This is a genomic window from Psychrobacillus sp. NPDC093180 (genome assembly GCF_044754065.1).
In the GTDB taxonomy this organism is placed as follows: Bacteria; Bacillota; Bacilli; order Bacillales_A; family Planococcaceae; genus Psychrobacillus.
On record NZ_JBIVOJ010000004.1, the window covers coordinates 243,313 to 270,042 of the forward strand.

21 protein-coding genes and 1 riboswitch are annotated in these 26,730 nt (G+C 36.8%); of the genes, 15 read left to right on the plus strand and 6 right to left on the minus strand.

Annotation, left to right across the window (positions count from 1 at the left end; translation table 11 throughout):
- Nucleotides 1–121: 121 nt before the first annotated feature.
- Nucleotides 122–670: a GNAT family N-acetyltransferase gene (locus ACIP9W_RS08325; protein ID WP_400788086.1), complete on the plus strand. Its 549-nt coding sequence runs from the start codon at nucleotides 122–124 to the stop codon at nucleotides 668–670.
- A 66-nt stretch (nucleotides 671–736) separates the two neighbouring features.
- Here the strand turns inward: ACIP9W_RS08325 and ACIP9W_RS08330 are convergent, their stop codons facing one another.
- Nucleotides 737–1,555, minus strand: a complete 819-nt coding sequence (locus ACIP9W_RS08330; protein ID WP_400788089.1) for a GNAT family N-acetyltransferase — start codon at nucleotides 1,553–1,555, stop codon at nucleotides 737–739.
- A 265-nt stretch (nucleotides 1,556–1,820) separates the two neighbouring features.
- On the opposite strand from ACIP9W_RS08330, the gene ACIP9W_RS08335 reads away from it, so the two are divergent.
- Nucleotides 1,821–2,780, plus strand: a complete 960-nt coding sequence (locus ACIP9W_RS08335) for a nucleoside hydrolase (protein ID WP_400788091.1) — start codon at nucleotides 1,821–1,823, stop codon at nucleotides 2,778–2,780.
- Nucleotides 2,781–2,785: 5 nt separating this feature from the next.
- Here ACIP9W_RS08335 and ACIP9W_RS08340 read toward each other — a convergent pair whose 3' ends face one another.
- From ACIP9W_RS08340 to ACIP9W_RS08350, 3 genes are read right to left on the minus strand one after another with little or no spacing between them, the layout of a single operon-like run.
- The gene (locus tag ACIP9W_RS08340) at nucleotides 2,786–3,910 is read right to left on the minus strand and encodes a Ger(x)C family spore germination protein (protein ID WP_400788093.1); all 1,125 of its coding nucleotides are present in this window, start codon (nucleotides 3,908–3,910) and stop codon (nucleotides 2,786–2,788) included.
- Nucleotides 3,897–5,018, minus strand: a complete 1,122-nt coding sequence (locus tag ACIP9W_RS08345; protein WP_400788095.1) for a GerAB/ArcD/ProY family transporter — start codon at nucleotides 5,016–5,018, stop codon at nucleotides 3,897–3,899. Before ACIP9W_RS08345 ends, ACIP9W_RS08340 begins: the two co-directional genes overlap by 14 nt.
- 16 nt (nucleotides 5,019–5,034) lie before the next feature.
- On the minus strand, nucleotides 5,035–6,558 hold the full coding sequence (locus tag ACIP9W_RS08350; protein ID WP_400788097.1) for a spore germination protein: 1,524 nt from the start codon (nucleotides 6,556–6,558) through the stop codon (nucleotides 5,035–5,037).
- Between the two features lie 238 nt (nucleotides 6,559–6,796).
- Between ACIP9W_RS08350 and ACIP9W_RS08355 the strand changes: the two genes are divergently transcribed.
- Entirely contained in the window at nucleotides 6,797–8,098 is a 1,302-nt protein-coding gene (locus tag ACIP9W_RS08355; protein ID WP_400788099.1) for a CitMHS family transporter, read from the plus strand.
- A gap of 289 nt (nucleotides 8,099–8,387) precedes the next feature.
- Here ACIP9W_RS08355 and ACIP9W_RS08360 read toward each other — a convergent pair whose 3' ends face one another.
- Both ACIP9W_RS08360 and ACIP9W_RS08365 read right to left on the minus strand, forming a co-directional pair.
- Nucleotides 8,388–8,645 carry a (4Fe-4S)-binding protein gene (locus ACIP9W_RS08360; RefSeq protein ID WP_400788101.1) on the minus strand — a complete coding sequence of 86 codons (258 nt, stop codon included), beginning with the start codon at nucleotides 8,643–8,645 and terminating at the stop codon, nucleotides 8,388–8,390.
- A gap of 6 nt (nucleotides 8,646–8,651) precedes the next feature.
- Nucleotides 8,652–10,322 carry a ribonuclease J gene (locus tag ACIP9W_RS08365; protein ID WP_400788103.1) on the minus strand — a complete coding sequence of 557 codons (1,671 nt, stop codon included), beginning with the start codon at nucleotides 10,320–10,322 and terminating at the stop codon, nucleotides 8,652–8,654.
- A 246-nt stretch (nucleotides 10,323–10,568) separates the two neighbouring features.
- On the opposite strand from ACIP9W_RS08365, the gene ACIP9W_RS08370 reads away from it, so the two are divergent.
- The 12 genes from ACIP9W_RS08370 (at nucleotide 10,569) to ACIP9W_RS08425 (ending at nucleotide 26,625) form a co-directional block, all read left to right on the plus strand.
- Nucleotides 10,569–11,954, plus strand: coding sequence for an amino acid permease (locus ACIP9W_RS08370; protein ID WP_400788105.1), 1,386 nt, complete (start codon nucleotides 10,569–10,571; stop codon nucleotides 11,952–11,954).
- Between the two features lie 179 nt (nucleotides 11,955–12,133).
- Entirely contained in the window at nucleotides 12,134–14,197 is a 2,064-nt protein-coding gene (locus ACIP9W_RS08375; protein ID WP_400788107.1) for a catalase, read from the plus strand.
- A gap of 316 nt (nucleotides 14,198–14,513) precedes the next feature.
- Entirely contained in the window at nucleotides 14,514–15,353 is an 840-nt protein-coding gene (locus tag ACIP9W_RS08380; protein WP_400788109.1) for an ion transporter, read from the plus strand.
- A 278-nt stretch (nucleotides 15,354–15,631) separates the two neighbouring features.
- Nucleotides 15,632–15,828, plus strand: a riboswitch (cobalamin riboswitch).
- A 234-nt stretch (nucleotides 15,829–16,062) separates the two neighbouring features.
- Complete coding sequence (gene mmgD / locus ACIP9W_RS08385; RefSeq protein ID WP_400788111.1) at nucleotides 16,063–17,187, plus strand: citrate synthase; 1,125 nt, start codon at nucleotides 16,063–16,065, stop codon at nucleotides 17,185–17,187.
- Nucleotides 17,188–17,280: 93 nt separating this feature from the next.
- Nucleotides 17,281–18,717 (plus strand): bifunctional 2-methylcitrate dehydratase/aconitate hydratase, encoded by a 1,437-nt coding sequence (locus ACIP9W_RS08390; protein WP_400788113.1) that lies wholly within the window; start codon nucleotides 17,281–17,283, stop codon nucleotides 18,715–18,717.
- Between the two features lie 15 nt (nucleotides 18,718–18,732).
- On the plus strand, nucleotides 18,733–19,641 hold the full coding sequence (gene prpB, locus ACIP9W_RS08395; protein WP_400788115.1) for a methylisocitrate lyase: 909 nt from the start codon (nucleotides 18,733–18,735) through the stop codon (nucleotides 19,639–19,641).
- 54 nt (nucleotides 19,642–19,695) lie between these two features.
- On the plus strand, nucleotides 19,696–21,417 hold the full coding sequence (locus ACIP9W_RS08400) for an acyl-CoA dehydrogenase family protein (RefSeq protein ID WP_400788117.1): 1,722 nt from the start codon (nucleotides 19,696–19,698) through the stop codon (nucleotides 21,415–21,417).
- A 15-nt stretch (nucleotides 21,418–21,432) separates the two neighbouring features.
- Nucleotides 21,433–22,320, plus strand: a complete 888-nt coding sequence (locus tag ACIP9W_RS08405; protein WP_400788119.1) for an NAD(P)-dependent oxidoreductase — start codon at nucleotides 21,433–21,435, stop codon at nucleotides 22,318–22,320.
- A gap of 106 nt (nucleotides 22,321–22,426) precedes the next feature.
- Nucleotides 22,427–23,212 (plus strand): enoyl-CoA hydratase-related protein, encoded by a 786-nt coding sequence (locus ACIP9W_RS08410; RefSeq protein ID WP_400788121.1) that lies wholly within the window; start codon nucleotides 22,427–22,429, stop codon nucleotides 23,210–23,212.
- A gap of 10 nt (nucleotides 23,213–23,222) precedes the next feature.
- Nucleotides 23,223–24,269, plus strand: coding sequence for an enoyl-CoA hydratase/isomerase family protein (locus tag ACIP9W_RS08415; RefSeq protein WP_400788124.1), 1,047 nt, complete (start codon nucleotides 23,223–23,225; stop codon nucleotides 24,267–24,269).
- Nucleotides 24,270–24,498: 229 nt separating this feature from the next.
- The gene (locus tag ACIP9W_RS08420) at nucleotides 24,499–25,329 is read left to right on the plus strand and encodes a methyl-accepting chemotaxis protein (RefSeq protein ID WP_400788126.1); all 831 of its coding nucleotides are present in this window, start codon (nucleotides 24,499–24,501) and stop codon (nucleotides 25,327–25,329) included.
- A 138-nt stretch (nucleotides 25,330–25,467) separates the two neighbouring features.
- Entirely contained in the window at nucleotides 25,468–26,625 is a 1,158-nt protein-coding gene (locus ACIP9W_RS08425) for an LAGLIDADG family homing endonuclease (protein ID WP_400788128.1), read from the plus strand.
- The last annotated feature ends 105 nt before the right edge of the window (nucleotides 26,626–26,730 follow it).

The following is a 26,730-nucleotide window of genomic DNA, read 5'->3' on the forward strand; positions in this document are numbered from 1 at the left end:
GTTAGTATTGCACAGATAATGGTTTCCAATGCTAGGTAGCGCTAGGTGTGTAGCTACTTTTCAAAGTTTCATTAAATAGGTTAACATAATCTTATTATGTTAACTAATAGGAGGTTTTTTTATGTTTACATACAAATTAGACGAAAAAACACATTTAAAAATGCTCGATTTACGGGACATAGAACATCTGTTCCATTTAACGATTGGCTCAAAAGACAGCTTGAGAGAATGGTTGCCATTCATCGATTACACCAAGTCTGTTGTTGATACACAAAGCTTCATCCAGTCCACGATGAAACAATTTAGTGATAACAATGGAGTACAGTCAGGAATTTGGTATGATGGAAAGCTTGCTGGCGTGATTGGCTTTCATCAAATTAATTGGAGCAATAAATCAACTAGTATTGGCTACTGGCTTGGAGATGATTATGTTGGTTTAGGATTAATGACTAAGTCAGTTAAAGCCTTTGTCGATTACGCACTAAACGAATTGGAGTTAAACAGAGTAGAAATTCGTGCTGCCGTAGAAAATACAAAAAGTAGAGCAATCCCTGAAAGACTAGGTTTCATAGAAGAAGGGTGCATTCGTCAAGCAGAGTGGTTGTATGATCATTATGTTGACCATGTAGTTTATGGAATGTTAAAGAAGGATTGGGAAGAGAGAATGTAAATCTATTTATCCGAAGAAACCCTGCTAGTTAATTTAAACAATTAATAGCAGGGTAGAAATCATAATTCAATTATAACTATAGTAATCTTGCGCATGTATGACGACGAAACCGACTGATTCATACAGCTTAAGCGCATTTGCATTTGTTGTTTCTACCTCAAGATGAACAGAGTGACCAGATGCTGATTGTTCTTTCACTACTTTTTGTATTACTTTACGGCCAATACCTTTTCTTTGCTGGGTAGGTAGAATCGAAAAGCCATAGATCCATGCTTCGCCATTTTCTTTTTTCACTCGAATTTTTCCGACCGTTTCTTCATTCACATCTATCATGTACATAGCATTGTCACTATCTCCATTGATTCTGCTTTCCATTGCGTGTGCATCTTCTCTCGTTAAACCAAATGCTTCAACATCCAATCGAACACGCATTTCTAAATCCCCTTCATTTGCTAGCCGCAAGGTGAAGCCATTAACTTCTTCCAAAAATTTTTCTTTCCACTCCATTTGATGCTCTGAGAATACATAATTTGCTCCAATTGTCTTTAAGAATAGCTTAGCTTCTGCAGAACTTGTTGGCGCATTTAATAATATTTTATTGTATGGAGGTTGTTTGGCTATCGCCATCCCTTGTTGAAACAGTTTAGAGAAATATCCCTTTCTCCGTTCATAAGGCTTCACCATACCACATACTTCTATAGTCGAACCGAACGGATATAACCCCAAAAAGGCTACCAGCTCATCATTTTCATATTGAAAAAAGTCTAATTGAGTGGATGTACGATTTCTAAGCATTTCCCAATTTAACTTCAGTTGGATGTGATCATGTGTTTCACATTCTTGCTGAAGTTGATTAATATCTTCTAATTGTTTTTCCGTTAACATAAATTACTCCTTTATCTAATGTTTGGAGGTTGAATTCATTCTCTTATATTTTACATTAGCAAAAGGGTAAAGCAAGAGTTTTCGGATAATTTAATAACCTGTTATTCGAAGAACTAACATATAAGAGATTAAAATAATAATATTATGTAAACTTAATGTAATGATTTTCTTTATGTAGCAAACGAAATACATGTTAGTAACCAGAATAAAGACAAACTACAATCGCATAGTATATTAAAATAAAATTGAAAGCAGAGGGATCACCGTGGGAAAGAAAGTATTATTATTTGGTGATATTGGCATCGATGATACAGTTGCTCTCATTTATGCAAGCTTAAATAAAGAGGTAGAGATTGTAGGAATAGTAGCCGACTATGGCAATGTATCAAGAGAGGATGCAGTTTCTAATATACATTACTTAACAAAAGTATTTGACTATCCTAATTTTATCCCTATTATACATGGGGCGGACGTACCTTTAACAGGGGAGCAGCCAGCTTTTTATCCAGAGATTCATGGAGAACATGGATTAGGACCTATTATTCCCAACGACGATCAAGAATTTGAACTCGAAAATTTTTTTGAAATAGTGAAAATCATAGAAACTTACAAGAATGATTTAGTGATCGTCAATATTGGTCGACTTACTTCCTTAGCTACGATGTTCATTCTCTACAGGGAATTGATGAATAATATAGAGGAGTATTATATTATGGGTGGAGCTTTTGGTGTACCAGGCAATGTAACAACCGTTGCAGAAGCAAACTTTTATGGGGATCCAATTGCTGTGAATATTGTGCTAACTTACGCAAATAACGTCACAATTATTCCGTTGAATGCAACGCAAAAAGCGATTGTTACACCTGGCATGGTAGATTATATTGACCAATTCGGGAAAACCAAAATCCTCAAATCATTAATGGAATACTATACACGCTTTTATCAGGAACGAGACCCGTCTCTACAAGGCGCACCTGTTCATGATGTTGTAACGTTAATGGCCGTAATGCATCCTGAAATGTTCTCTTTTCAATCATTTCCCATAAGTATCGTACTTGATCTTGTTGGTCCTGCAAGAGGGCAAAGCATTGCGGAGAATCATCACTCCAATACGCAAAAAACAAACAAAAATAAAAAGCATCGAATTGCTTTAGATTTAAATTATGATATATTCTTTCAACATTTTTTAGCCGTCATGATTGGTCAATATCTTAATGGCGATTAATATGCTTACTCAAAAACGCCATCTCTAAGTATTTCAAACTTAACCTTTACATTTATCTTCATATTCTTATACATTACATGCCATTTCTCTTTCGTTAACTTAGAGTTTCTAACCGAGCTTCTATATTTATCGCCAAAGCCAAAGATATCCGATTGAACATTTTGAGATTGAGCAATAATCCTAGATATCTCATTGGATAAATTTTTACTTACCGCATTTTCAAGTTCTTCGATTACTTTTGGATCGCCTGTGTTTATATCAGGATGTACTTCTAATAGCCTTGCTTTAATATTTAACTGCACGTCAAATTCAGGTGTCCCAGGATCTACTAATTTCATCTTTCTTTTGGAACGAATAGCATCAAAAGCTAATGGCATTTCGTTAACTTTGTTTTTCGCCAGTTTAGGAGGGATTTCATCTTCTTGTAAGATAGTTTCAAATAAGCCTGATTTAAAACTGTCTCTCATAAGCTTCAAATAAAAGCTATCTTCTACTGGAAATGCGCTTACCATTTTGCCGCCATTAAATAAGGCAACACCGGTTAGCTCGACTAATTCTTCATCCTTTTTAATGATTGGCATTGCACTATCCTTGCCCTCCATATAAAAATCGTGAGCAATTTCATGCAAGGTAGAAGAAATCATATGTTCATTTTTAATATTTTGTTCCATTAATCTATATATATGTTGTCCAATATCGTCTATATTTTTATATTCGTGTTGAAGTAATTCGGATGTTTCTCCTTCTACGACCGCCAAATAGAGCCCATTACTAACAGACGGATTTTCTAAGAGAGAGTCTATGTAAAAGTGAAGATCATCTTTTGCCACTTCTTCACCAAACAAAACGACTCGCATCTGACCGACCGTAATTTTTTTGGATAACTTTCGATTGGCTTTCATTCTATTTCCTTTACTTGTTTCGTTTTCCGTTGTAATCACTTCTACATTGCTTTGAAATTCAGGGTTTACTTCCCTAACAACCGCAGTAGTGGACATTTTTTCTTCAGTCCCAACATCATAACCGACTAAAGTGGTTAATCCTACTCGATCCAATATATTTGTTTCAGTGCAACCAACTAAAATGCTGAATAGAACAAGAAGGATAAAATAGATTTTAAACTTTCTCATTATTTTGCTCCTTCTTTGATGTAAATTTCTTTTTCAGCATCGCTATGAACAGCAAAATTATAGGATAGACAAATATAATATAAAAAGCTATATGTCCAAATTGAGTATTAATCGTATTTATTTGGGTCCTACTTTGAATAATCACTGTAGCTATAAAAACAAGAATAGAAAAAATCCAAACAAATTTCGTCCCACTGATTTTAAATACTCTTTGTGCACCGCGATAAGCAGCCCATAAATAAAGACATAGATTCGGTAAGATGATCAACATCCAAAAACAAATTGCCACAAATTCAAATCGCTCCATAAAAGGAAAACTAATAAAGCTGAAAAGAGTTAATGTTGCCCAGATCGTTTTCTCTAACTTTCCTTCGCTATAATAAGTGAGGGAGACGAGCATTAAAACTAGATAAAGGACTGTAGTGAATAACAAGCTAAAATGGACATTCTTTTTCACATTTTCTTTATCTTTTACAAAAGGATAAATGATTTGAAGTATTTCAAACCCTATAATCGTGAATGCCATCGACTTTGCGCCTTTTAATATAGAACTTATATCAGCTTCCAAAATGGGGTACAGACCTTCTGTATATGCATATTTTAAAGGAAATAATAGCATTGGAATAATCCATAAAGCGAGCATGATACTAAAAAATGCTACGCCTACAATTACCCGAAGCCCACCTGTAAACGCATAAATAGTGATTAAAAGTAAGGTTCCAGAAAGAAACCAAGTAGCTAATCCTGGAAAAATCCATGTCTGAATAACTTCAATATAATTTCGCAAGACAGAGAAAAATGCGATACCACAATACAATATATAAATAACATTAAAGAAATTTCCAATCCATTTTCCGTAAACCTCTTGATGAATTCCGTAAAGATCATTAGAGCCGTATATTTCTAATGTTTTAATCATACAAATAGCGACGATATGAGTGGCAAGACCTGCCAGAATAACGGAAATCCAGGCATCTTGTTTTGCATCTTGATATACAATGCGCTGAAAACCATGAATACCGACCCCTACTTGAGCTCCATGAACCACAAAAAAAAGTAAAGAAGCGTTAATCATATCTTTAGGACTAAAATGTATAGAGCTTTTCATTTATTCCACCTTCAGTTCAACTTTTTTCCGGTTTTACAGGTTCAGGATCGAATTTCTCTTGATCAGCCGGTCTTGTAAGAGACGCTCTTTTCGCTATTAATGGCAAGGGAAGTTTTATAATACTATCCCGCATATCTTTCAACCTTGGTGGATAATAAGGAGACAAATATGGTGCACCCAAGCTTGATTGACGTAATAGGTGAATAAGTAGAAAACAAAAGGCAAGCATAATACCATAAAATCCCCAAAATCCAGCCATTAAAATGATGGGGAAGCGTATGAGACGGATTACATTTCCCATCGTATAACTTGGCGTTGTAAAGGAAGCTAATGCACTTAAAGCAACAAAAATAAGTAATATATTACTCGTGATTCCTGCTTGTACAGCCGCTGTTCCAATTACGATACCGCCTACGATACCAATCGTTTGACCAATCTTTGTAGGTAATCTTGCTCCAGCCTCTCTTAGCAGTTCAATGATCAACTCAAGAAGTAATGCTTCAAATACAGGGGGGAAAGGAACTAACGCCCTCGATTCACTTAATGGAACTAAGAAGGCCTGTGGAATAACTTCATAGTGAAATGTGAGCGCGCCTACATAGATAGGCGTTAAAAAAACAGATAGAAAAATAGCTGTAAATCTTAATAAGCGTGCAAATGTGGCAACTTGCCATCGTAGATTTTGATCTTCTCTGCTCTCAAAGAATTCAATAAATGATTGAGGACAAACTATTGCTAGTGAGCTACCCTCGACTATGACTCCCAATTTTCCATTTAATAGACCATCACAAAACCTGTCTGGTCTTTCCGTTAAAAGCATATGGGGAAAAGGAGAAAGTGTGTTGTCATCAATCATTTCAAGAAGTACCGCACTATCTAGTAAAGCATCCACATCCACATCTTTTATCCGTTGACGAAGCGTATTTACCATTTGATCAGAAGCAAGACCGTTCATATATAGAAGTGAGACGGAAGTATGTGTACGCTTTCCGATTTTCATTTCTTCATTACACAAATTAGGACTTACTATATAGCGACGAACCAAGGAGACATTAGTGGAAAGACTTTCATTGAACCCGACTTGCGCTCCAATTACTTGTGATTCATTCTCAGGTGTTGATAAACTCCGCGATTCTCGTTTAGGGATCGGTGCTAACACCACTTGTGAAAAACCATCCACATAAATAAGAGCACTTCCTTTTACTAGCGAAGTTATTGTTTCTTCTAGCTGACTAGATATATTCACCTCTGGTATCGAAAGGGCAGGCCAAATCGCTTCTGGCGTTTCATAAAATTTATTTTGTAGATTCGTTATAATATGCTCGTTTAAAGTCTGATCATTTACTAAATTATTTATGTAAATAAGAGTTAGATTTGGTGGAATGGATTTAATGATTAGATCAGCAGGATTGTTGGTAGCATCTTTTATTAACTGAGTAAAATCGTTTTCTGAAGGAGCAATCAATTCTATATTTTCTTTGACGACATTCATTTCCTCGGATGGTTGCTGTTTCTTTTTGAAAGGTAGTTTAAATTTCATCTGGAATAGTAGCTCCTCTCATTCCTTACTTAGTTTATAGAATAGACTTTTAAGTGAATATCTATACTTATTTCTGTAATTTCTCCTGTAGCTGAATAAAAATATAAGATGCATCCACATATTGTTGACAATTTTCTAAAAAATTAAACTTGACTTAATAGTGCATACTTTATAAAATATATTGCATATACATAGAAAATTCGTGATTCGATGCGCGAACTAGAGGGGAAATAAATCCATGTTGGCTTTGTTAGGTTTTTTGATGATTGTTACTTTTTTATTTTTAGTAATTACTAAGCGGCTCTCTGTAGTAGTAGCTTTTATCGGTGTAGCAATTGTGTTTGCGCTGATTGCAGGATTTGGTCCTGAGATGGGCGAGATGATGATGGCAGGTATCCTCAAAGTTACTCCTACTGCGGTTATGATTGTTTTTGCCATCCTGTATTTTGGCTTAATGATAGACGTTGGATTATTTGATCCAATGATTAACCGAATTTTGACTCTTGTAAAAGGGGATCCATTGAAGGTAGTTTTGGCTACTGCTGTTATAACTATATTGGTAGGTTTAGATGGAGATGGTTCTTCTACATTTATGGTATCCGTTACTGCCATGCTTCCTTTATACATACGGCTTGGGATGAGTCGATTAGTGCTAGCCTGCGTAGTAGCTTTGGCAGCAGGTGTAATGAACATTATTCCTTGGGGAGGACCACTCGTTCGAGCAGCAGCAAGCCTTCAAGTGGAAGTTGCCGATTTATTTATCCCGTTAATACCCGTGATGATTGCTGGGTTATTGTGGACGTTATTTTCTGCTTATTTGTTAGGGAAGAGGGAAAGAGCAAGGCTTGGAGTAATTGTGTTGGAAGATCCAGCCACTTCTGTTGCAGAATTAGCCGCAACGACTGTTGAACAAAAAGGCGTTTCTAAAATTTATTGGTTTAATCTTTTCTTAACGATCGTATTAATGGCTTTACTTGTAATGGATATATTGCCGATTGCTATTTTATTTGCCACAGCATTTGCCATTGCTTTAGTAGTTAACTTTCCGGATGCACAAAAACAACAAGATCAAATTTTACGCCATGCAAATAACTTTGTCATGATTAGTACGATGGTTTTTGCAGCAGGGATTTTTACAGGTATTTTCAGTGGAACAGGTATGATGGATGCGATGGCGTCAACGCTCGTTTCGGTAATTCCTGAGTCGCTTGGAAGTCATATGCCTGTAATTGTTGCACTTACTAGTATTCCGATGGGTCTTGTTTTTTCTCCGGATGCATACTACTTTGGTATTCTTCCTATTTTAAGTGAAACAGCGGCTGGTTTTGGTATTGATCCAGTGGAAATCGGACGAGCTGCATTACTAGGGCATTCAACTGCAGGATTCCCGTTGTCGCCATTAGTGCCAGCTACTTTTATCCTAATTGGGTTAGTTGGAGTGAATTTTGGTGAACATCAAAAATTCTTATTTAAATGGGCTTTTGGTACTTGCGTAGTTATGACGATTGCAGCCGTATTGACTGGTGCGATTACATTATAAATATTAAAACGCTACTGCAAAAAATGCAGTAGCGTTTTTTGTTGGTTAGGAGACTATAGAAGAATTGTGCACCGAGGTACTTAGCTTTATTGGAAAACTGCAAGGGAGGTATCGGTGTCACTACAAGTAAACTTGTTTTTTTAAGAATAGGTTGCTTTTACCATCCATTTGGTTGCTCTTATGCTGATTTAGTTGCCTCCCGAATTGAATTGGTAGCTTTCAATGATTGTGTGATTGCCCTTAGCCATTAACTGGATAAAAGGCAGGAGGATATTCCATGCCTTTGTACTTAAACGAAGAATGAGTCATTTTTTTCTATATATAACAACGCTTCGCTAGGACAGGTTGCAATCACTCTTTTTACATCTTCCCTAAGTGCAGCATCGGGCAGTATCCAGGGCTTTCTATTCATGTTGAAGGTAGAGGGTAAATATTTTAGACAATTGGCTGCATGTGTGCATTTACCAGTATGAAAATAGACATCTACTTCATGCCCGTTATATTTCTTATAACCTTTCTGTAGTAAATCTTTTGTATCTTCTTCCATGAGATATCACACTTCGATCATAATCGGAAGAATCATTGGCTTCCGCTTTGTGCGAGAATATAGGAGCTGCTCCACTGATTTTTTGATGCTTTGTTTTAGTACACGTTGGTTTCTATTTTTATCTTTCATTTTATGAATAGTGGCTTGCACGGCTTCATTCACTTCGTTTATAAGCTCACCAGATTCTGGACCGTAAATAAAACCTCTGGAAATTGTATCAGGACCTGAAATAATTCTTCCGGCTGATTTGCTTATCGTCGTAACAATGACTAGCATGCCGTCTTCTGAAAGTACTTTGCGATCGCGTAGGATGATTTCACCAACATCACCAATGCCGATGCCGTCAACGAAAACATTTCCTGCGTCTACACTTCTCGTTTGAATGGCCTCATTGTTCTCAATATCGACGACGTCTCCATTACTAACAATAAAAATGTTTTCGGAATGGACTCCAACAGATTCGGCTAGTAGTTTGTGCTGATGAAGCATACGATATTCTCCGTGAATAGGGACAAAGTACTTTGGTTTCATTAGCGTCAGCATCAGTTTCAACTCTTCCTGACAAGCATGTCCTGAAACATGAAGTCCAGTAACAGTACCGGAACCATAAATTACTCTAGCTCCTAATTGAAACAAATTATCCACTATTCGAGAGATACTCCGTTCATTCCCCGGAATAGGACCTGCTGCTAGAATGACCGTGTCATCCGGAAGAACCTCAATTTGCCTAAAGTTTGAACTTGATAAACGGGATAATGCCGCCATAGGCTCACCCTGACTCCCTGTACATAGAATAACCACTTTTTCTGGATCCATCGAGTTGACTTCATTTGCTTCTATAATCATACCCTCAGGTACTTCCAAGTATCCTCGATCAATCGCAACTGCTACTACATTGACCATACTACGTCCAAGTAAAGCAATTTTGCGATTTGTCTTAATAGCTGCCTCTATAATTTGTTGAATCCGGTGCACATTGGAAGCGAATGTAGAGATGAAGACCTTTCTAGGTGCGTGGCGAAATGCTTCTTCTATATGATCTCCTACGAGCCGTTCCGAAGGAGTAGAACCTGGTCTTTCTGCATTCGTACTTTCGGATAGGAGCAGTAAAACACCATTTTCTCCTAGCGCCGCCATTTTGTGAATGTCAGGACCGTGTTTATCAACCGGGGTCCAATCAAACTTAAAATCTCCTGTATGCACGATTGTACCTTGTGAAGTATGGAAAGCTATTCCAAGACAGTCCGGAATACTGTGACTAGTTTTAAAAAAGGTTGTCCTAATCGTGCCAAACTGTAGCTCCGATTCACTATCTATTAGAAACAACTTTGTTGATCTTAAGAGGCCATGCTCCTTTAACTTAATTTCAATTAGCCCTAACGTTAAATTAGTAGCATATATTGGGACGTTTAGTTGCTTTAAGAAGTAGGGGATACCTCCCGTGTGATCTTCATGTCCATGTGTTACAATAAGTGCCCTAATTTTTTCTTGATTTTCTTTTAAGTACGAAATATCTTGGATGATTAAATCAATACCTAACAGACTTTCATCTGGAAATTTAGAACCGCAATCAATGACGATAATGTCATCATCGGATTGTAACACATACATATTTTTACCGATTTCATTTACGCCACCGAGCGCAAAAATCGATATTTTTTGATTTGTTGTATTCAATATATTTTTCCTCCACTTCAAATTCATATTCAAAGTATTACCTTTTCTACATCTTTTATAAGTGAGTTTAGATGGTTTTTATAACTAAAAATAATAATCCTCATATAGAATATTTACCTTTTTCGGAATTATGAAAAATCATATATTGTCGAATATACTAGTATTATGCTAGACTGTTATTTATATTAAAATTTTTAATCATTTTAATAATGGAAATCGTTTGAACTAGAGAAAGAGGGCGACTATATGCAAGAACAGCAGCTAGCAAGAGGTTTAAAAAACAGACATGTTCAGTTGATTGCTATTGGAGGTGCAATTGGGACAGGCTTGTTTCTAGGAGCAGGTAAATCTATTCACTTAGCAGGGCCTTCCATATTATTTGCGTATTTGATAACAGGGATTATTTGTTTTTTAATCATGCGTGCACTGGGAGAACTACTTCTATCGAATTTAAACTATCATTCTTTTGTAGATTTTGTACAAGATTATATGGGTAACATGGCAGCATTCATCACAGGATGGACGTATTGGTTCTGCTGGATCTCTATAGCGATGGCAGACTTAACGGCAGTTGGGCTTTATACGCAATACTGGCTTCCTGATGTACCTCAATGGATGCCTGGACTAATCGCACTTGTTATTTTGCTAGTTATGAATCTAGCAACTGTAAAGCTCTTTGGCGAAATGGAATTCTGGTTCGCATTGATAAAAGTAATTGCTATTTTAGCATTAATTGTCATCGGTATTTTCATGATTATTAAAGGGTTTTCAACCGATGCAGGGGCATCCAGCTTTTCAAATATTTGGGGCAATGGGGGCATGTTCCCAAATGGTATAAATGGATTTTTACTCTCCTTCCAAATGGTTGTGTTTGCGTTTGTCGGAATTGAACTTGTTGGTCTTACAGCAGGAGAAACAGAAAATCCCGAAAAAGTAATTCCAAAAGCAATCAATAATATCCCGATTCGTATATTAATATTCTACATCGGAGCACTGATTGTCATTATGAGTATTTATCCATGGAATGCGATTAATCCAATGGAAAGTCCATTCGTTCAAGTTTTTGTAGCGGTAGGTATTGCTGCAGCTGCTGGTATTGTTAATTTTGTTGTGTTAACATCTGCCGCTTCTGCATGTAACAGTGCTATATTTAGTACAAGCCGCATGCTATTTTCATTGGCTAAAGATAAAAACGCACCAGTACCGTTAACAAAATTGACTACACGTCAAGTTCCTTCCAATGCATTGTTCTTTTCCACGATCGTTATTCTAATTGCTGTGGTATTGAACTATGTAATGCCTGAAGGAGTGTTTACTTTAATTACTAGTATTTCTACCGTATGTTTTATCTTTATTTGGGGGATTACAGTAATTTGTCATTTAAAATATCGTAAAACAAGACCTGAACTAGCTAAAGTAAATAAGTTCAAGATGCCACTGTATCCATTTGCAAATTACTTAATCCTTGCTTTCTTAGCTTTTGTTCTTGTCATTTTAGCGCTTGCAGCAGATACGAGAGTTGCCTTGTTTGTAACTCCAGTATGGTTTATTTTACTGATTGTAGTTTATATGATTAGAAAAACGAAAGTTAAAGGTACTCTTGTAGAAACTGCTTCCGTTGAAAACCATTAAGAATAACTTACTAATCTAATTGTGAAATCCTCTGTCTTTTTTTAAGACAGGGGATTTCTTTTTTCTATTATTTGAACAAATTATTTTTTCAAAAGAGTGAAAGACACGAAATGAATAATGTTGGTAAGTATGCATAGAGTTAAAGGTGAAGTAAAATAAACGATTTGGTAGGTGATTATATGAATGATAATAGATCACAGGAAGGCAACAGAAATGTGGATGAAAATAGCAAAAATGAACAATTAGAACAATTTCGAGTACAAAATACAGGAAATCCATTGACAACAAATCAATCGAGAAAAATATCGAACGATGAGGACCAATTAAAAGCCGGTGTCCGCGGTCCAACATTACGTCAGGATTATGATTTCTTTGAAAAGATGACCCATTTTGTTCATGAGCCGATACCTGAAAGAAAAGTGCATGCAAGAGGGTATGGAGCACATGGAGAGTTTGAATGCTATCAGTCAATGAAGCAGTTTACAAAAGCCGGCTTTTTACAGGAGGCTGGGAAAAAGACTTCAGTATTTGTCCGGTTTTCCACTGTACAAGGGAGCAAAGGCTCGAAGGATACAGCAAGAGACTTACGTTGCAAAGGCGTTAAATTCTATACAGAAGAAGGAAATTATGATTTAACTACAATTGCTATGCCTGTACTAATCAATCAAGATGCGATGAAGTTCCCTGATGCAATGCACGCATATCAACCTGAGCCAAGGACTGGAATGCCAACAGCCGCTGGTGCCCATGATACTTTTTGGGATTATGTCGCAAATAACCAGGAAGGGCTTCATATGGTACTGTGGATTATGTCGGATAGGGGACTTTTAAGAAGTTATCGAATGATGGAATCCTGGTCGATCAATACTTACTTATTTGTTAATGATCAAGGTGTAGCCACATTTGTAAGGTTTGTTTGGAAGCCTGTCCTGGGTGTCCATTCTCTGCTTCAAGATGAAGCGCAGAAAATTGGCGGAATCGATCCGGATTTCCACAGACGGGATCTGAGAGAAGCTATTGATCGTGGTGCTTATGCTGAATATGAATTAGGTGTCCAGTTGATCGCTTTGGAGGATGAATTTAAATTTGAATTTGATGTCTTGGACCCTTCAAAATTTTGGCCGGAAGAAATTGTCCCGGTTCAGCTGATCGGAAAGATGACACTAAATCGGAATGTGGATAATGAATTTGCAGAATTGGAACAAGTGGCGTTCAACCCTGCAAATGTCGTTCCAGGAATCGATTTTTCTAACGATCCTGTCCTTCAGGGAAGAATAATAGCTTACCAAAGTGCGCAATATCATCGTCTCGGCAGTGCTAACTTTCAGGACTTACCGATCAACCGACCAATTTGCCCGTTTCATAATAATCAACGACAGGGCTTTATGAGATATCGAATCGATGTGGATCAAGTAAACTATCATTATAACTCGTTAGCAAATAATACACCGTATACGACGCCTCCAGAAGAAGGCGGATACGAATCCTATCCGAAAAAGGTAGATGGGCATGTCATACGGGCAAGAAGTAAATCGTTCGATGATTTCTTCACGCAGCCGAGGATCTTTTGGAATAGCCTAACTCCAATTGAGAAGCAACACACGATCGAGGCACTTAGTTACCAGCTTGCAAATGTAATGAGTGAATCGGTCCGCCAACAAAACGTTGATATGTTAGTCAATGTAGACAAGGAAATGGCCACTATCGTTGCGGATAATATCGGAGTTGATAGACCAAGTGGAACTAATGTACCTGTTACTACAAGTTATCCTTCCCTTAGCCAGTACAGTACACCAAGTTATGCTTATACACAAAAAGTTGGTGTATTAATTAGCAATGGCTTTAATGGGCAAGAGGTCACATCTGTACTAAATTTCTTACAGCAAAATGGAGTTTTTATGGAGATTGTTAGTGAAAGGCTTGGCATAGTAACCGGTGATGACGGAACACAAATCCAAGTCAATAAGACTTTCCTTACGTCTAGTCCTTATTTAGTTGATTCCTTTTATGTGGTAGGAGGTAATGTAGAAAATAAACCAAAGCTAAAACAAGATATTAAGTATTTCGTGAATACCGCATATAAAAACTTTAAACCAATTGGTGTTGCCTCAACAGGACAGTCTTACATTAAAGCTTCTGATAAAAATAATCTAGTAGGTGTTATTTTTGCGAATAATAATCCAAACTTTAGCAACGAATTTGTCTCTGCAATTGCTCAGCAACGTTTTTGGGATAGAACATAATGTGATGTGAAACTACTAACCGATCTTTCCTTTCTCTAGGAAAAATCGGTTTTTTTATACGACTAGCGGGCTTCCTAGTTATTAAGGGGTTGAGATACAACAAGCTTTCGCTATAACTGGACATTGATATCTTTTTAACATTAGCTCTTGTTGCTTGGATAGAAATAATGAAAAGAAGGTTTAGGAATACAAAAGCAATCTGCTGGGTAAACTAATTCTAGAATAAATATATCTTTTATAGTGATATTTCAATTTAAAATAGGGTAATGATAGATAAAGTACCCCAAAGTGCTTTACATACTTGGAGAGTGATCGGATGAAGATAAAGGGATTTAGTATTGTTTACGAGTTTTTTATCTTTCTATTAATCTTATTATATTTAACAATAACTATCGCAGGATATACTGGTAGTGAAATCCTAGAAGCTAAACAAATCAAATGGATAGATTATAGCCTCATCTTCTATTTTTTTATAGAATACATAATCAGATTATCAATCGCCTCCGATAAAGGGAAGTTTGTTAAAGAAAATATATTTGACCTAATAGCTATCATCCCTTTAGATGCTTTTTTTAAAGTGGCACGTTTAATGCGTCTAGTCCGTTTGTTTCGAATAATGAAGGTTTCTAAAACGTTACAAGGTATTTTCAAATCTGGTGGCTTAAACTATGTATTTGCTTTCACTCTCATCGTATTAACATGGGGCGCTACAAGCAATTTTATATTAGAGAAGGGGCATAATCAGAATATCAACAGCTTTTTAGATTCTATTTGGTGGGCAGTTGTAACAGTCTCTACTGTAGGATACGGAGATATTTCCCCCGTTACTATGGGAGGTAGAATAATAGCAGGAATTCTAATGTTAGTTGGCATTGGATTGATCGGCTCTATCACAGGGAGTATGGCTATGTATTTTTCAAACCTTGAGCGCACAGTGGAGAGGGACAATAAAGCCATAGAAGAAAATGAGGACGATTTTGTACCATATATTACTCGACGGTTAGCAAAAATCGATATGTTGGATGAAGAGGAAATAGAACACCTCATTGACTCAATAAGAATTCGCTATAAGAAAAAAGGAACCATTCGAGATGATCAAATGACCAAAGCAAATGATACGATGGGAGGAAGTACAAATGGTATGTCAAAAATGTAAAGGGACAGGTAAGATCAAAATATTCCTTCCCTTACCGATGGATATAAAATGCCCAGTTTGTAAGGGAAGAGGAATTGTATAAAATTCCTTTCGACAGAACTAGATTCTATTATATCTGCTAGTTACGGCATACGTTCTTAGGAGTAAAACATTTCATGCATCGATCTTATAACCTTTTTCAAAATAGAAATTAAAACTTTTCAAAGCAGAAAATAGTAAATGTTTCTAAAAAAACAATTGTCAATGTTAAGAATATTTGATATGTTTGAATAGAAAATTGAATAGGTGTAGAAATAGGTGCCGTATAGAGACTAACTATTCGGCTTAAAAGGGAAGTTCGGTTAGAGTCCGACGCTGTCCCGCAACTGTGTATGGGAGCGATTCGAAAATGCCACTGTTTTCTTGAATAGAAAATGGGAAGGTTCGAAGAGCATTGATCATAAGCCAGGAGACCTGCCTATTTTAGCATGCATCGATACCTACGAGGATAGGGGGTGTTAAGTGCGAGACTAATGGGTGTGTTTTCTCATCAAACATGTTTATTTAAGTATTCCTTCGTGCCTTAACAACTTCTTATAAGAAGTTGTTTTTTTATTGTCTATTTTTATAGACAATCGACATGAACATAGATTACTTTCTTTCGCAACCACAAGGTTTGTAAGGGCTTTCAAATGGAGAGAAATAGAAAAAGGAAACGGGAGGTATTGAAATGGAAGCAGTAAAAGATTTTTATCCAGGTTTAGACGGCGTGGTGGCAACAGAAACAAAAATTTCCTTTTTAGATACGGTACAAGGAGAAATCGTTATTCAAGGTTATGACCTAATTGAGTTATCCAAAACAAAAGAATATCTGGACATTGTTCACCTGTTACTGGCAGGAGAACTTCCAAGTGTAGAAGAAAAAACAACTTTAGTAGAAATATTAAAAGGGGAATATGATCTACCAAACGAAATCCTAGATGTCTTTAAGCTTTTACCTGCTAATACACATCCTATGGACGCTTTACGCACAGGACTGTCAGCTTTAGCAGGATTTGATCAACAAATCGATGATAGCTCAGTAGAAGCAAATATGAAAAAGGCTTATAAACTATTAGGGAAAGTTCCGAATCTCGTTGCAAATAGCTATAGAGTCTTGGAGCAGCAAGATGTAATAGCACCACTTCCGGAATTATCATACAGCGCAAACTTTTTTTATATGATTACGGGTAAAAAACCTACCCCGTTAGAAGAACAGATATTTGATCGTTCCCTTGTTTTGTATAGCGAGCATGAAATGCCTAACTCTACGTTTACTGCACGAGTGATCGCCTCTACAAAATCCGATATGTACGGTGCACTTACTGGAGCAGTCGCTTCTCTAAAAGGAAATTTGCACGGCGGAGCGAATGAAGCGGTTATGTATATGCTGCTAGAAGCAAAAACGGTAGCAGAATTTGAAAAGGTGCTGGAAACAAAATTGGCTAATAAAGACCGGATTATGGGATTTGGTCATCGAGTTTATATGAAAAAAATGGATCCTAGAGCAACCATCATGAAAGATGCTTTACGTCAATTATGTGAGATAAAAGGAGATGATCTTCTTTATCAAATGTGTGAAGCAGGGGAAAGAATAATGGAGAGAGAAAAAGGCATTTACCCAAATCTTGACTATTATGCAGCACCGGTATATTGGATGCTCGGTATTCCGATTCCTTTGTATACGCCAATTTTCTATAGTTCTAGAACAGTAGGTTTATGTGCGCATGTGATGGAGCAGCATGCAAATAATCGCTTATTCCGACCGAGGGTACATTATACAGGCGAGCGACGCGCCATTGTTATAAACCAATAGACAAATAGTAGTTTAAAGCACGCCGCCAAATGGATGTTCTGCAAAACATCCATATCAATTTTAAACCAATATCATTCGAAAGGAAAGATTAACTTGTTATCTATAAACGAGCGAACGAAAACAGATATTTCACTAGAGGAAATAGCAGATTACGTGCTGCATAGAGACATTGTTAGTGAGGAAGCTTTTCAAACAGCACAGTATGTCTTATTAGACACGCTTGGATGCGGCATTCTAGCACTCAATTACCCGGAATGTACGAAGCTATTAGGACCAGTTGTGCCGGGCACGGTTGTTCCAAACGGCACAAGAGTACCAGGTACCTCTTTTGTCCTTGATCCAGTAAAAGGAGCTTTTAATATTGGCTGTATGATCAGATGGCTAGATTTCAATGACACTTGGTTAGCTGCTGAGTGGGGCCATCCATCAGACAATCTAGGTGGAATCCTTGCTGTTGCCGATTATTTATCACAAAAAAATGTGGCAGAAGGAAAAGAGCCTTTAACAATCCAATACGTGTTAGAAATGATGATTAAAGCACATGAAATCCAAGGCGTACTAGCACTAGAAAATAGTCTAAATCGAGTTGGGCTTGACCATGTTTTATTCGTCAAAATTGCCACAACTGCGGTTGTAACGAAAATGCTTGGAGGCTCAAAAGAAGAAATCGTAAACGCTCTATCCAATGCGTGGTTGGATAACTCTAGTCTACGAACATACAGACATGCTCCAAATACCGGTTCTCGGAAATCATGGGCTGCAGGAGATGCAACAAGTCGCGGTGTACATTTGGCGATGATGGCGCTTAAAGGGGAAATGGGATATCCAACAGCTCTATCAGCACCGGGCTGGGGCTTTCAAGACGTCTTATTTAATAAACAAGAGCTGAAACTTGGTCGTCCACTCGATTCCTATGTAATGGAACATGTATTATTTAAAGTTTCTTATCCTGCGGAGTTCCACGCACAAACAGCAGCTGAGTGTGCTGTCAAGCTTTCCCCATTAGTGAAGGACCGCTTGGATGACATTGAACGAATCGTCATCACAACACATGAATCTGCTATTCGTATTATCGACAAAACGGGACCCCTTCATAATCCGGCTGACCGTGATCATTGTTTACAATATATTACCGCGATCGGTCTGATAAAAGGAACTATAACGGCAGAGCACTATGAGGAAGAAACGGCAACAGAACCTATAATCGATCAACTAAGAAATAAGATGGTTGTCGTGGAAAATAAACAATACACACATGATTACCTCGATCCGAGCAAGCGCTCAATCGCCAATGCAGTTCAAATTTATTTCAAGGATGGGACATTAACGGAAAATGTAGAATGTGAGTATCCTTTAGGACATCGTTTCCGCAGAGAGGAAGCTATTCCACAAATTAAAGAAAAGTTTTCGCTTAATATTCAGACGCACTACCCAGCGAAACAACAGCAAAAACTAGAAGAAATTTGCTATGACTATAAGACATTATCAGAAATGAAGGTACATGAATTTATGGAGCTGTTTCTACTTTAAAAGGAGGAATTTAACATGGCTTGGATAGTAGATCAAGACTCTACACAACAAGAACTAGCGGAACAATTTCGTGCTTTAATAGCAGGCGAGCATATTTTGCAAATTCCTGGGTGTCATGATGCCATGGCCGGGTTAATAGCAAAAGAAGTAGGGTTTTCCGCACTATATTTATCAGGAGCGGCTTATACAGCTAGTAAAGGACTGCCTGATTTAGGGATCGTCACGTCTACGGAAGTGGCTGAGCGCGCGAAAGACATAATTCGTGCGACAAATCTACCTCTCTTAGTAGATATTGATACAGGATTTGGTGGAATATTGAATGCTGCTAGAACTGCCAAGGAGATGCTTGAGGCTAGAGTCGCTGCTGTTCAAATCGAAGATCAGCAACTACCGAAAAAATGTGGGCATTTGAATGGAAAGCAGCTTACTTCTACCGAAGAGATGGTGCAGAAGATTCAAGCGATCAAGGAGGTCGCTCCTTCATTAGTAATCGTTGCACGGACAGATGCTCGAGGAGTGGAAGGATTAGATGCTGCCATCGAACGAGCAAGCGCATACGTGGAAGCAGGGGCGGATGCCCTATTCCCAGAAGCACTCAAATCAGAGGATGAATTCCGTCAGTTTGCTAGAAAAATCCCTGTTCCATTGCTCGCAAACATGACAGAATTCGGTCAAACTCCTTACTATACAGCGGAGCAGTTTGAAGAAATGGGCTATAAAATGGTCATCTATCCAGTTACGTCACTTAGAGTCGCTGCAAAGGCTTACGAAACCATTTTTCAATTGATTAAAGAAAAAGGCTCACAGCAAGAAGGAGTATCGGATATGCAAACAAGAAGCGAATTGTATGAAACGATTTCCTATTACAAATTTGAAGAATTAGATAAGGCTATCTCGAAAACAATATTAACTAAACAACAATAAAGAGGGATAAAGCTGTTTCGACAGCTTTATCTTCATTAAGTTAGGAGGCTAAGGATGGAAAAACAATTGCTCCATGCGCAGAACCTCTTTTCTCTGGAAAAAGACACGCATGCTAATATATTTACTCCAGACGATTTCACGGAAGAAGATCATCTTATAGCAAAAACGACGGAGTCATTTATCAAACAAGATGTGATTCCTCACTTATCTCAATTTGAACAACATAATTATGCTTTAACGAGCAAGTTGTTTAAAAAAGCGGGTGATCTAGGCTTACTCAGTATCGAAGTTCCCGAAGATTATGGTGGTTTGTCATTAAATAAAAAAACGTCGGGACTAGTCGCAGAAAAAATGGGCCAAAGTGGTTCTTTCAGTGTTTCCTTTAATATTCATGTAGGCGTTGGAACCCTTCCATATGTTTATTTCGGCACAGCAGAACAAAAGGAAAAGTATTTGCCAAAGTTTGCTTCAGGACAGTGGATCGGTGCTTATGCCTTAACAGAACCTAGTGCAGGTTCTGATGCTTTAAGTTTAAAAACGACGGCTGTTTTGCAAGAAGATGGCACATGGTTATTAAATGGAGAGAAACAATGGATCACCAATGCAAAAGTGGCAGATGTCTTCGTCGTATTTGCCAAAACGGTAGATGGAGTCACTGCTTTTATCGTAGAGAAATCCTTTACTGGTGTATCCACAGGACCAGAAGAAAAGAAAATGGGGATTAAAGGTTCATCTACAGCGACGCTTATTTTAGATAATGTAGTTGTTCCAGGTGAAAATTTGTTAAGTGTAAGTGGGAAAGGTCATCAAGTCGCACTTAACATATTAAATATGGCAAGACTCAAGCTCGCTTTTGCCAACATTGGAACTGCAAAGCAAGCAACCCGGCTTTCAATCGAGTATGTAAATGAACGAAAACAATTCAACAAACATTTGGCTAACTTTACGATGATTCAAGAAAAAATAGCTAATATGGTTATCTCTATATATGGTGCAGAAAGTGCTGCTTACCGTACAGCCCACAGTATCGATGAATCTCTAGAAGCAATCGAGAGTGATCAAGAGATTCCTGCCGTATTAGCCAATTATGCAATTGAATGTGCGCTAAATAAGATTAATAGCTCCGAAATATTAGATGAAATTGTAGATGAAGCGGTACAAATTCACGGTGGCAATGGCTTTATGCAAGAATATGAAGTAGAAAGTCTTTACCGAGATGCAAGAATCAGCCGTATTTTTGAAGGGACAAACGAAATAAATCGTTTAACTATTTCTAAATTAATCTTGAAAAAACAAGCAGAGCTTATTTCAACTGCTTCGTTAGTGGCGAGTGAATCTTCGTCTAGACCAAACCGTAATTTCCAATATATTATTCTATCACTAGAGTTACTACAAAAAGTTCTGATAGCCTTTTCTAAGACAACTTTAAACTTAGAACAAGAACAAGAATACTTGCGACTTCTAGCTGATATGACAAAAGATATTTATGTAATGGAATCTTCCTATTTACGCTTGGAAAAATACTTAAGAAAGACCGGGATAGCCGAAGAAGAAACAATTCACCAATTGATTACTTCTGTTATTTGCGAGGAAGGTTATCGGAAAGTAGAAACGGCCGCTGTTACGATTCTTTCTTCATTAGAAATAGAGGAACAATTGCGAGCGGTTATGCTACAAGACATCAAACAACTGTCTGTCCCACTATATAGCAATCTATTTATTAGAAAGCGAAAAATTGCAGAAGTAATGATAGGGCATGGTCGATATTTCATATGAATAGGAGTTGTTCGGATGAGAAAGATAGGCTTTGTAGGGCTTGGAAACATGGGTTCACCGATGTCGCTCAATTTGATCGCATCTAATTTTGACGTGTACGGAGTTGATTTGAATCAAGAGGCTTTGCTTCATTTTGAGAAAAATGGAGGTAAAGTAGGCTATACCGTCGCACAATTAGCAAATATATGCGATGTTATTTTTACGAGTCTTCCCTCAAACGCGGCAGTAGAAACAATCTACTTGGGTGAACAAGGTCTAATCGAGCACGCTCATCCAAACATTCTATTAATCGATACAAGCACTGTTTCTCCCGAACTCAATATTAAAATTGAACAAAGCGCGAAGCTAAAAGTCGTTGATTTTCTTGCAGCACCCGTTAGTGGCGGCGTTATTGGAGCCATTAACAAAACGCTCACTTTTATGATTGGTGGTCCCAAGAATGTTTTTGAAAAGGCATTGCCGGTTATTAATCTACTAGGAGAAAATATCTTTCATGTTAGTGAGAAGATTGATAGCGGTACCGCTACAAAATTGATCAATAACTTGCTAATTGGCTTTTATACGGCGGGAGTAAGTGAGGCGCTTACCCTTGCCAAAGAGAGTCAACTAGACCTAGATAAATTGTTCGATATGTTAAATGTCAGTTATGGGCAAAGCAGAATTTATGAACGAAATTATAAGAGCTTTATCGCAAGTGATGATTATGCGCCAGGTTTTGCTCTTAATTTATTAAAAAAGGATATGGGTTTTGCATTGGAGCTTGCAGATAAAAATCATGTCGATTTGCCGGTAAGTAAAATACTTTACGGCATGTATGAAGAAGCAGATAAAAGTGGTCTGGGAGAAAAGGATATGTCTGTCCTTTATAAAAAAGTTAGTAGCCAAACACCATCTATTTCATAAAAGACAAATCAGTCTGGATAAGGCACCAATTATCAATCCCTTTTGTAAATGTTTTAATGCAAAAGGGATTTTTAAACAAATTCATAATTATTGGAGGTAATGATCAATGGAATCCACATATACAAAGGTTACGAAGGATAATTTTATTACGACGGTAGAAATCAATAATCCTCCAGCCAATACTTTATCTTCTTCTTGCATAGAAGAGCTAAGACTAGTATTTAGAAATCTTTCAAATGATGAGGAAACTAGGGCAATTATTCTAACGGGGGCAGGTAAGTTTTTTGTCGCTGGAGCAGATATTAAAGAATTTGTTGCAGCACTAGGTGATGAAGAAAAAGGTCTAGCGATGGCTAAAGCAGGTCAAGATCTATGTAATGAAATCGAATCGATGAACAAACCTGTTATCGCCGCTATAAATGGAGCAGCGCTTGGTGGAGGATTGGAGCTTGCAATGGCTTGCCATTACCGAATTGCTGCAACTTCAGCATTTGTTGGATTACCAGAATTGAAACTAGGATTACTGCCGTCATTTGGAGGCACTTATCGTCTGACAAAACTGACAGATGTTTCAACAGCATTGAATTTAATCTTAACGAGTAAACAATTAACAGTAGATGAAGCAAAAGCGCATGGGATTGTACAACTAGTTGTGCCCCAAGAGGAGCTTTTAAGCACTGCTCGTACGATTGCACAATCATTTATCGAAGGAAAAAGCATGACTAGTATCACCAAAGTGATAGAATGTATTGTACAGGGTAGCAAAGAGAATTTACAAGATGCTTTGGAAAGAGAACGAAGTAAATTTGCTGAGTTATTTTTGACTGCGGATGCAGATGAGGGAATAAAAGCTTTTATAGAAAAAAGAAAACCTAGTTTTATTCATGCATAAGGGGGACATTATGACAAACGAAGTTCTATTTTCAATTAATAATAATGGAGTAGCAACCATCACACTTAATCGACCAAAAGCATTAAATTCCTTGTCTTTTGAAATGGTGAAAGAACTAAGGGCAAAACTGGAGGAATGGCAAACCGACGACAGTATTTGTCTTGTTGTTTTAAATGGGGCAGGAGAAAAAGGTTTTTGTGCCGGTGGAGATATAAAAGCACTTTATCAATCGAATTCTAGTGATGTCGCATATCAAGAAGCCAAGCAGTTTTTTAAGGTAGAATATGAAGTTGATCGATTAATATATTCATTTCCAAAACCAATTATCGCTTGTTTAGACGGAATTGTGATGGGGGGAGGAGTTGGCCTATCCTATGGTGCAAGTCACAGAATAGTGACAGAGCGAACAAAATGGGCTATGCCTGAAATGAATATAGCCTTCTTTCCTGACGTGGGGGCTGCCTATTTTCTCAATAAAGCACCTGGCTACTTAGGCCGTTATTTAGCTTTAACGGCAACTGTCATTACAGCACCGGATATTTTATTTATAAATGCAGCGGATGGATATATGACTCAAGAGGCTCTCAGTGAGTTTATTATGACGGTAAATAAAACAAACTGGCATGAGCGATCTATTGAAAATACGCTTCAAGATTTGATTGAGAATTATGCTACTTCTCCTAAAAAAGCAAGCAATCTTCAAAGTCTAGAAGAACGTATAAATGAGCATTTTGCTTTTGATACAATAGAAGGTATTATATCGTCCTTAGAATCGAAAGATGATGCTTTTGCCGAGGAAACAAAGAAAATACTTCTGTCCAAATCTCCTTTTTCTTTAAAGATTACATTAAAGCAATTAATAGACGGGCAAAATAAAACAATAGAGGAATGCCTAGCAACAGACTTAACATTAGCAACTAATTTCATGAAGCATACTGATTTTTTTGAAGGCGTACGCACTGTTTTGATCGATAAAGAACAAATGCCGCAATATACGTACAAAAAGTTGGCGGATATATCGGAAAAAGTGGTGAATGACTTTTTCAAACCTATTTGAAATATTATAATTTTAAGCAATTGAGGGATTAGTTCGGTTTTCCTTCTTGAACAAATACTCGAATGCTTGGCAACAGAAATAGCCCAGGTTCTAAGAATGATAATAACTGATGGATATTAGTAGAAAAGTACTTTCTACATTTTTATTTTAAATAGTAGATAAGTAATTTTTCTAATGAATGAAGGTAAATTATACTGAAATTTATCATGTTCTATTAAGGAGTACCTTCATGCATATTTCAGCAAGTGCTAATACAAGCACTCAAGTATTAAATAGTACATCTGTCTTGGCTGCTTTAGAGTCTCATTTAGCTATGATAGAATTTAATTTGAATAGAGAAGTTATTTGGGTCAATGAAAACTTTGCCAAGGCTATGGGTTATACAGTTAAAGAACTTAAGAATTTCCAGCATAAACAATTTTGTACCACAGAATTCAGAAACAGTAGACAATATAATGAACTATGGAATAATCTCGAAAAAGGAAACAAGTTTCAAGAAAAAATTCAACGGATCAATAAAGAAGGAAAGACAGTTTGGCTTGAGGCTACCTATATACCAATTATAAATGCTGAAAAAGTCCAAGCTGTTCTTAAGATAGCAACTGATATTACAGAACGTGAAAACAATACAGCAAAAATCATTTCTCAATTAAAAGATATGCCCAAAGAATTAGTTGATTTAGTTGTAATGAATTCTAAAGAAAAAATACTGGCAGTTGAATCACTGGAAATACAGACAGATTTAATCAGCGAAACATCTAAATTCATTCGAACTATTTCTTCACAAACGAATATGTTAGCAATAAACGCAGCAATCGAAGCGGCTCGGGTAGGAGAGCAAGGGAGAGGTTTTAAAGTCGTTGCTGATGAAGTCCGCAGGCTGGCCAATAATGTAGATAATGCCATTAAGAATATCAATGAAAATGTAGAAAATATCACGAGCGATGTAAGAAAAGTAGCTATAATAACAGATAATTTGCAAGAAATAGTATTAGAAACCCAATTGCAATTTAATAAAACAATAGAAAATTTTGAAGTGCTTGCATCGGAGAAAAGTTAAGGAACACTTTTTACATTATTAAATAAATGTAATAATTAGGGGGAAACTGAGAAAAAATTATATTCTCAGTTTTTTGTTTTTGATTTCCAGAACATTTGTTTGTATAATGGGAGTGAAGCTATTCTGGAGGGAAAAATCATGCCTAGAAAACGGGGTATTACAGATGAAATGATTATAGAGATGTATAAAAGCGGAAGGACCCATAAAGAAATGGAGGAGTTATTTGGACTATCTTCTGTTGCAATACTGAATGTAATCCATAAACACAATATACCTATTAATAGAAAGCAATATTCAGGTAGACCAAGAAAAAATTATGTGAATGAACATTATTTTAAAGTTTGGTCCCATGAAATGGCTTGGGTTTTAGGGCTGTTAGTAACAGATGGCCATATTAATAAAGGGACCCATACTATTAATTTCTCCCAAAAAGACGAAAGAATATTGCAGTTAATAGCAACCTATTTAGAAGCTGATTACGTGTTAGCTCCATATGGAAAAACTAAAAAGACCCCAACTTTAATAGTGAATTCTAAGATTATGAAAGAAGATCTTGCTATACTAGGAATAACTCCAAATAAATCATTAACAGTTCCTTTCCCAAAAATACCAACTGAATATTTAGCTTCCTTCGTACGAGGAGTAATTGATGGAGATGGTTGGGTAGAGAATAGGGGATATTCAACTACCGTTACATCTGCAAGCTTAGAGTTTGCAAATGCATTATTAAATCTATATCAAAGCTGGTATTTGAAATCTGGCATATTAATTCAAACTACTATAAACCAAAATACTATATACCGGATATGGGTAAAAGGGAAAGCTGATGTAGCAAAGCTGTCAGAAGTCGTATATAGAAATGCAGATACAGAAAACTTTCATATTTATAAAAGGGTTTTTATGTCACAACATGCTCAAAATCCATATTTAATTGAAGATACGAACGATCCAGCAAGATGGAAAATAAATAATGGCAAAATAGTTCTTATACCAAATAGTTCTCGAATAGGTTATAAAAGTAGAATTAGTCAATCAATTTTAGACAAATTAAAAATACAAGCTGCAAATAATAACACCTATGTAAACTATATGATTGAGCGTGCGTTAAAGTTATTTTTAGAGAAAACAGAAATCACTTTTACTAGAAATCAGAAACCAAAAGATCGTGTGGAATTCAGTTCTACTTATGATAAAGAGCTTATAGAGCAAGTTAAATTATTTGCCAAAAGTAAAAGAGTGCCTATAAATGAGATTATTGAATATAGCATTCAACATATTGATTCTGATATGTGGTAGAAGAGGCTTAGAAAATATAGCCTTTTTTTCATTTTTCTTTTTTAGTTAACATAATATATATTATATCAAGCTACGTTTCAATAAAGAAGTATACTTGAAACAGTG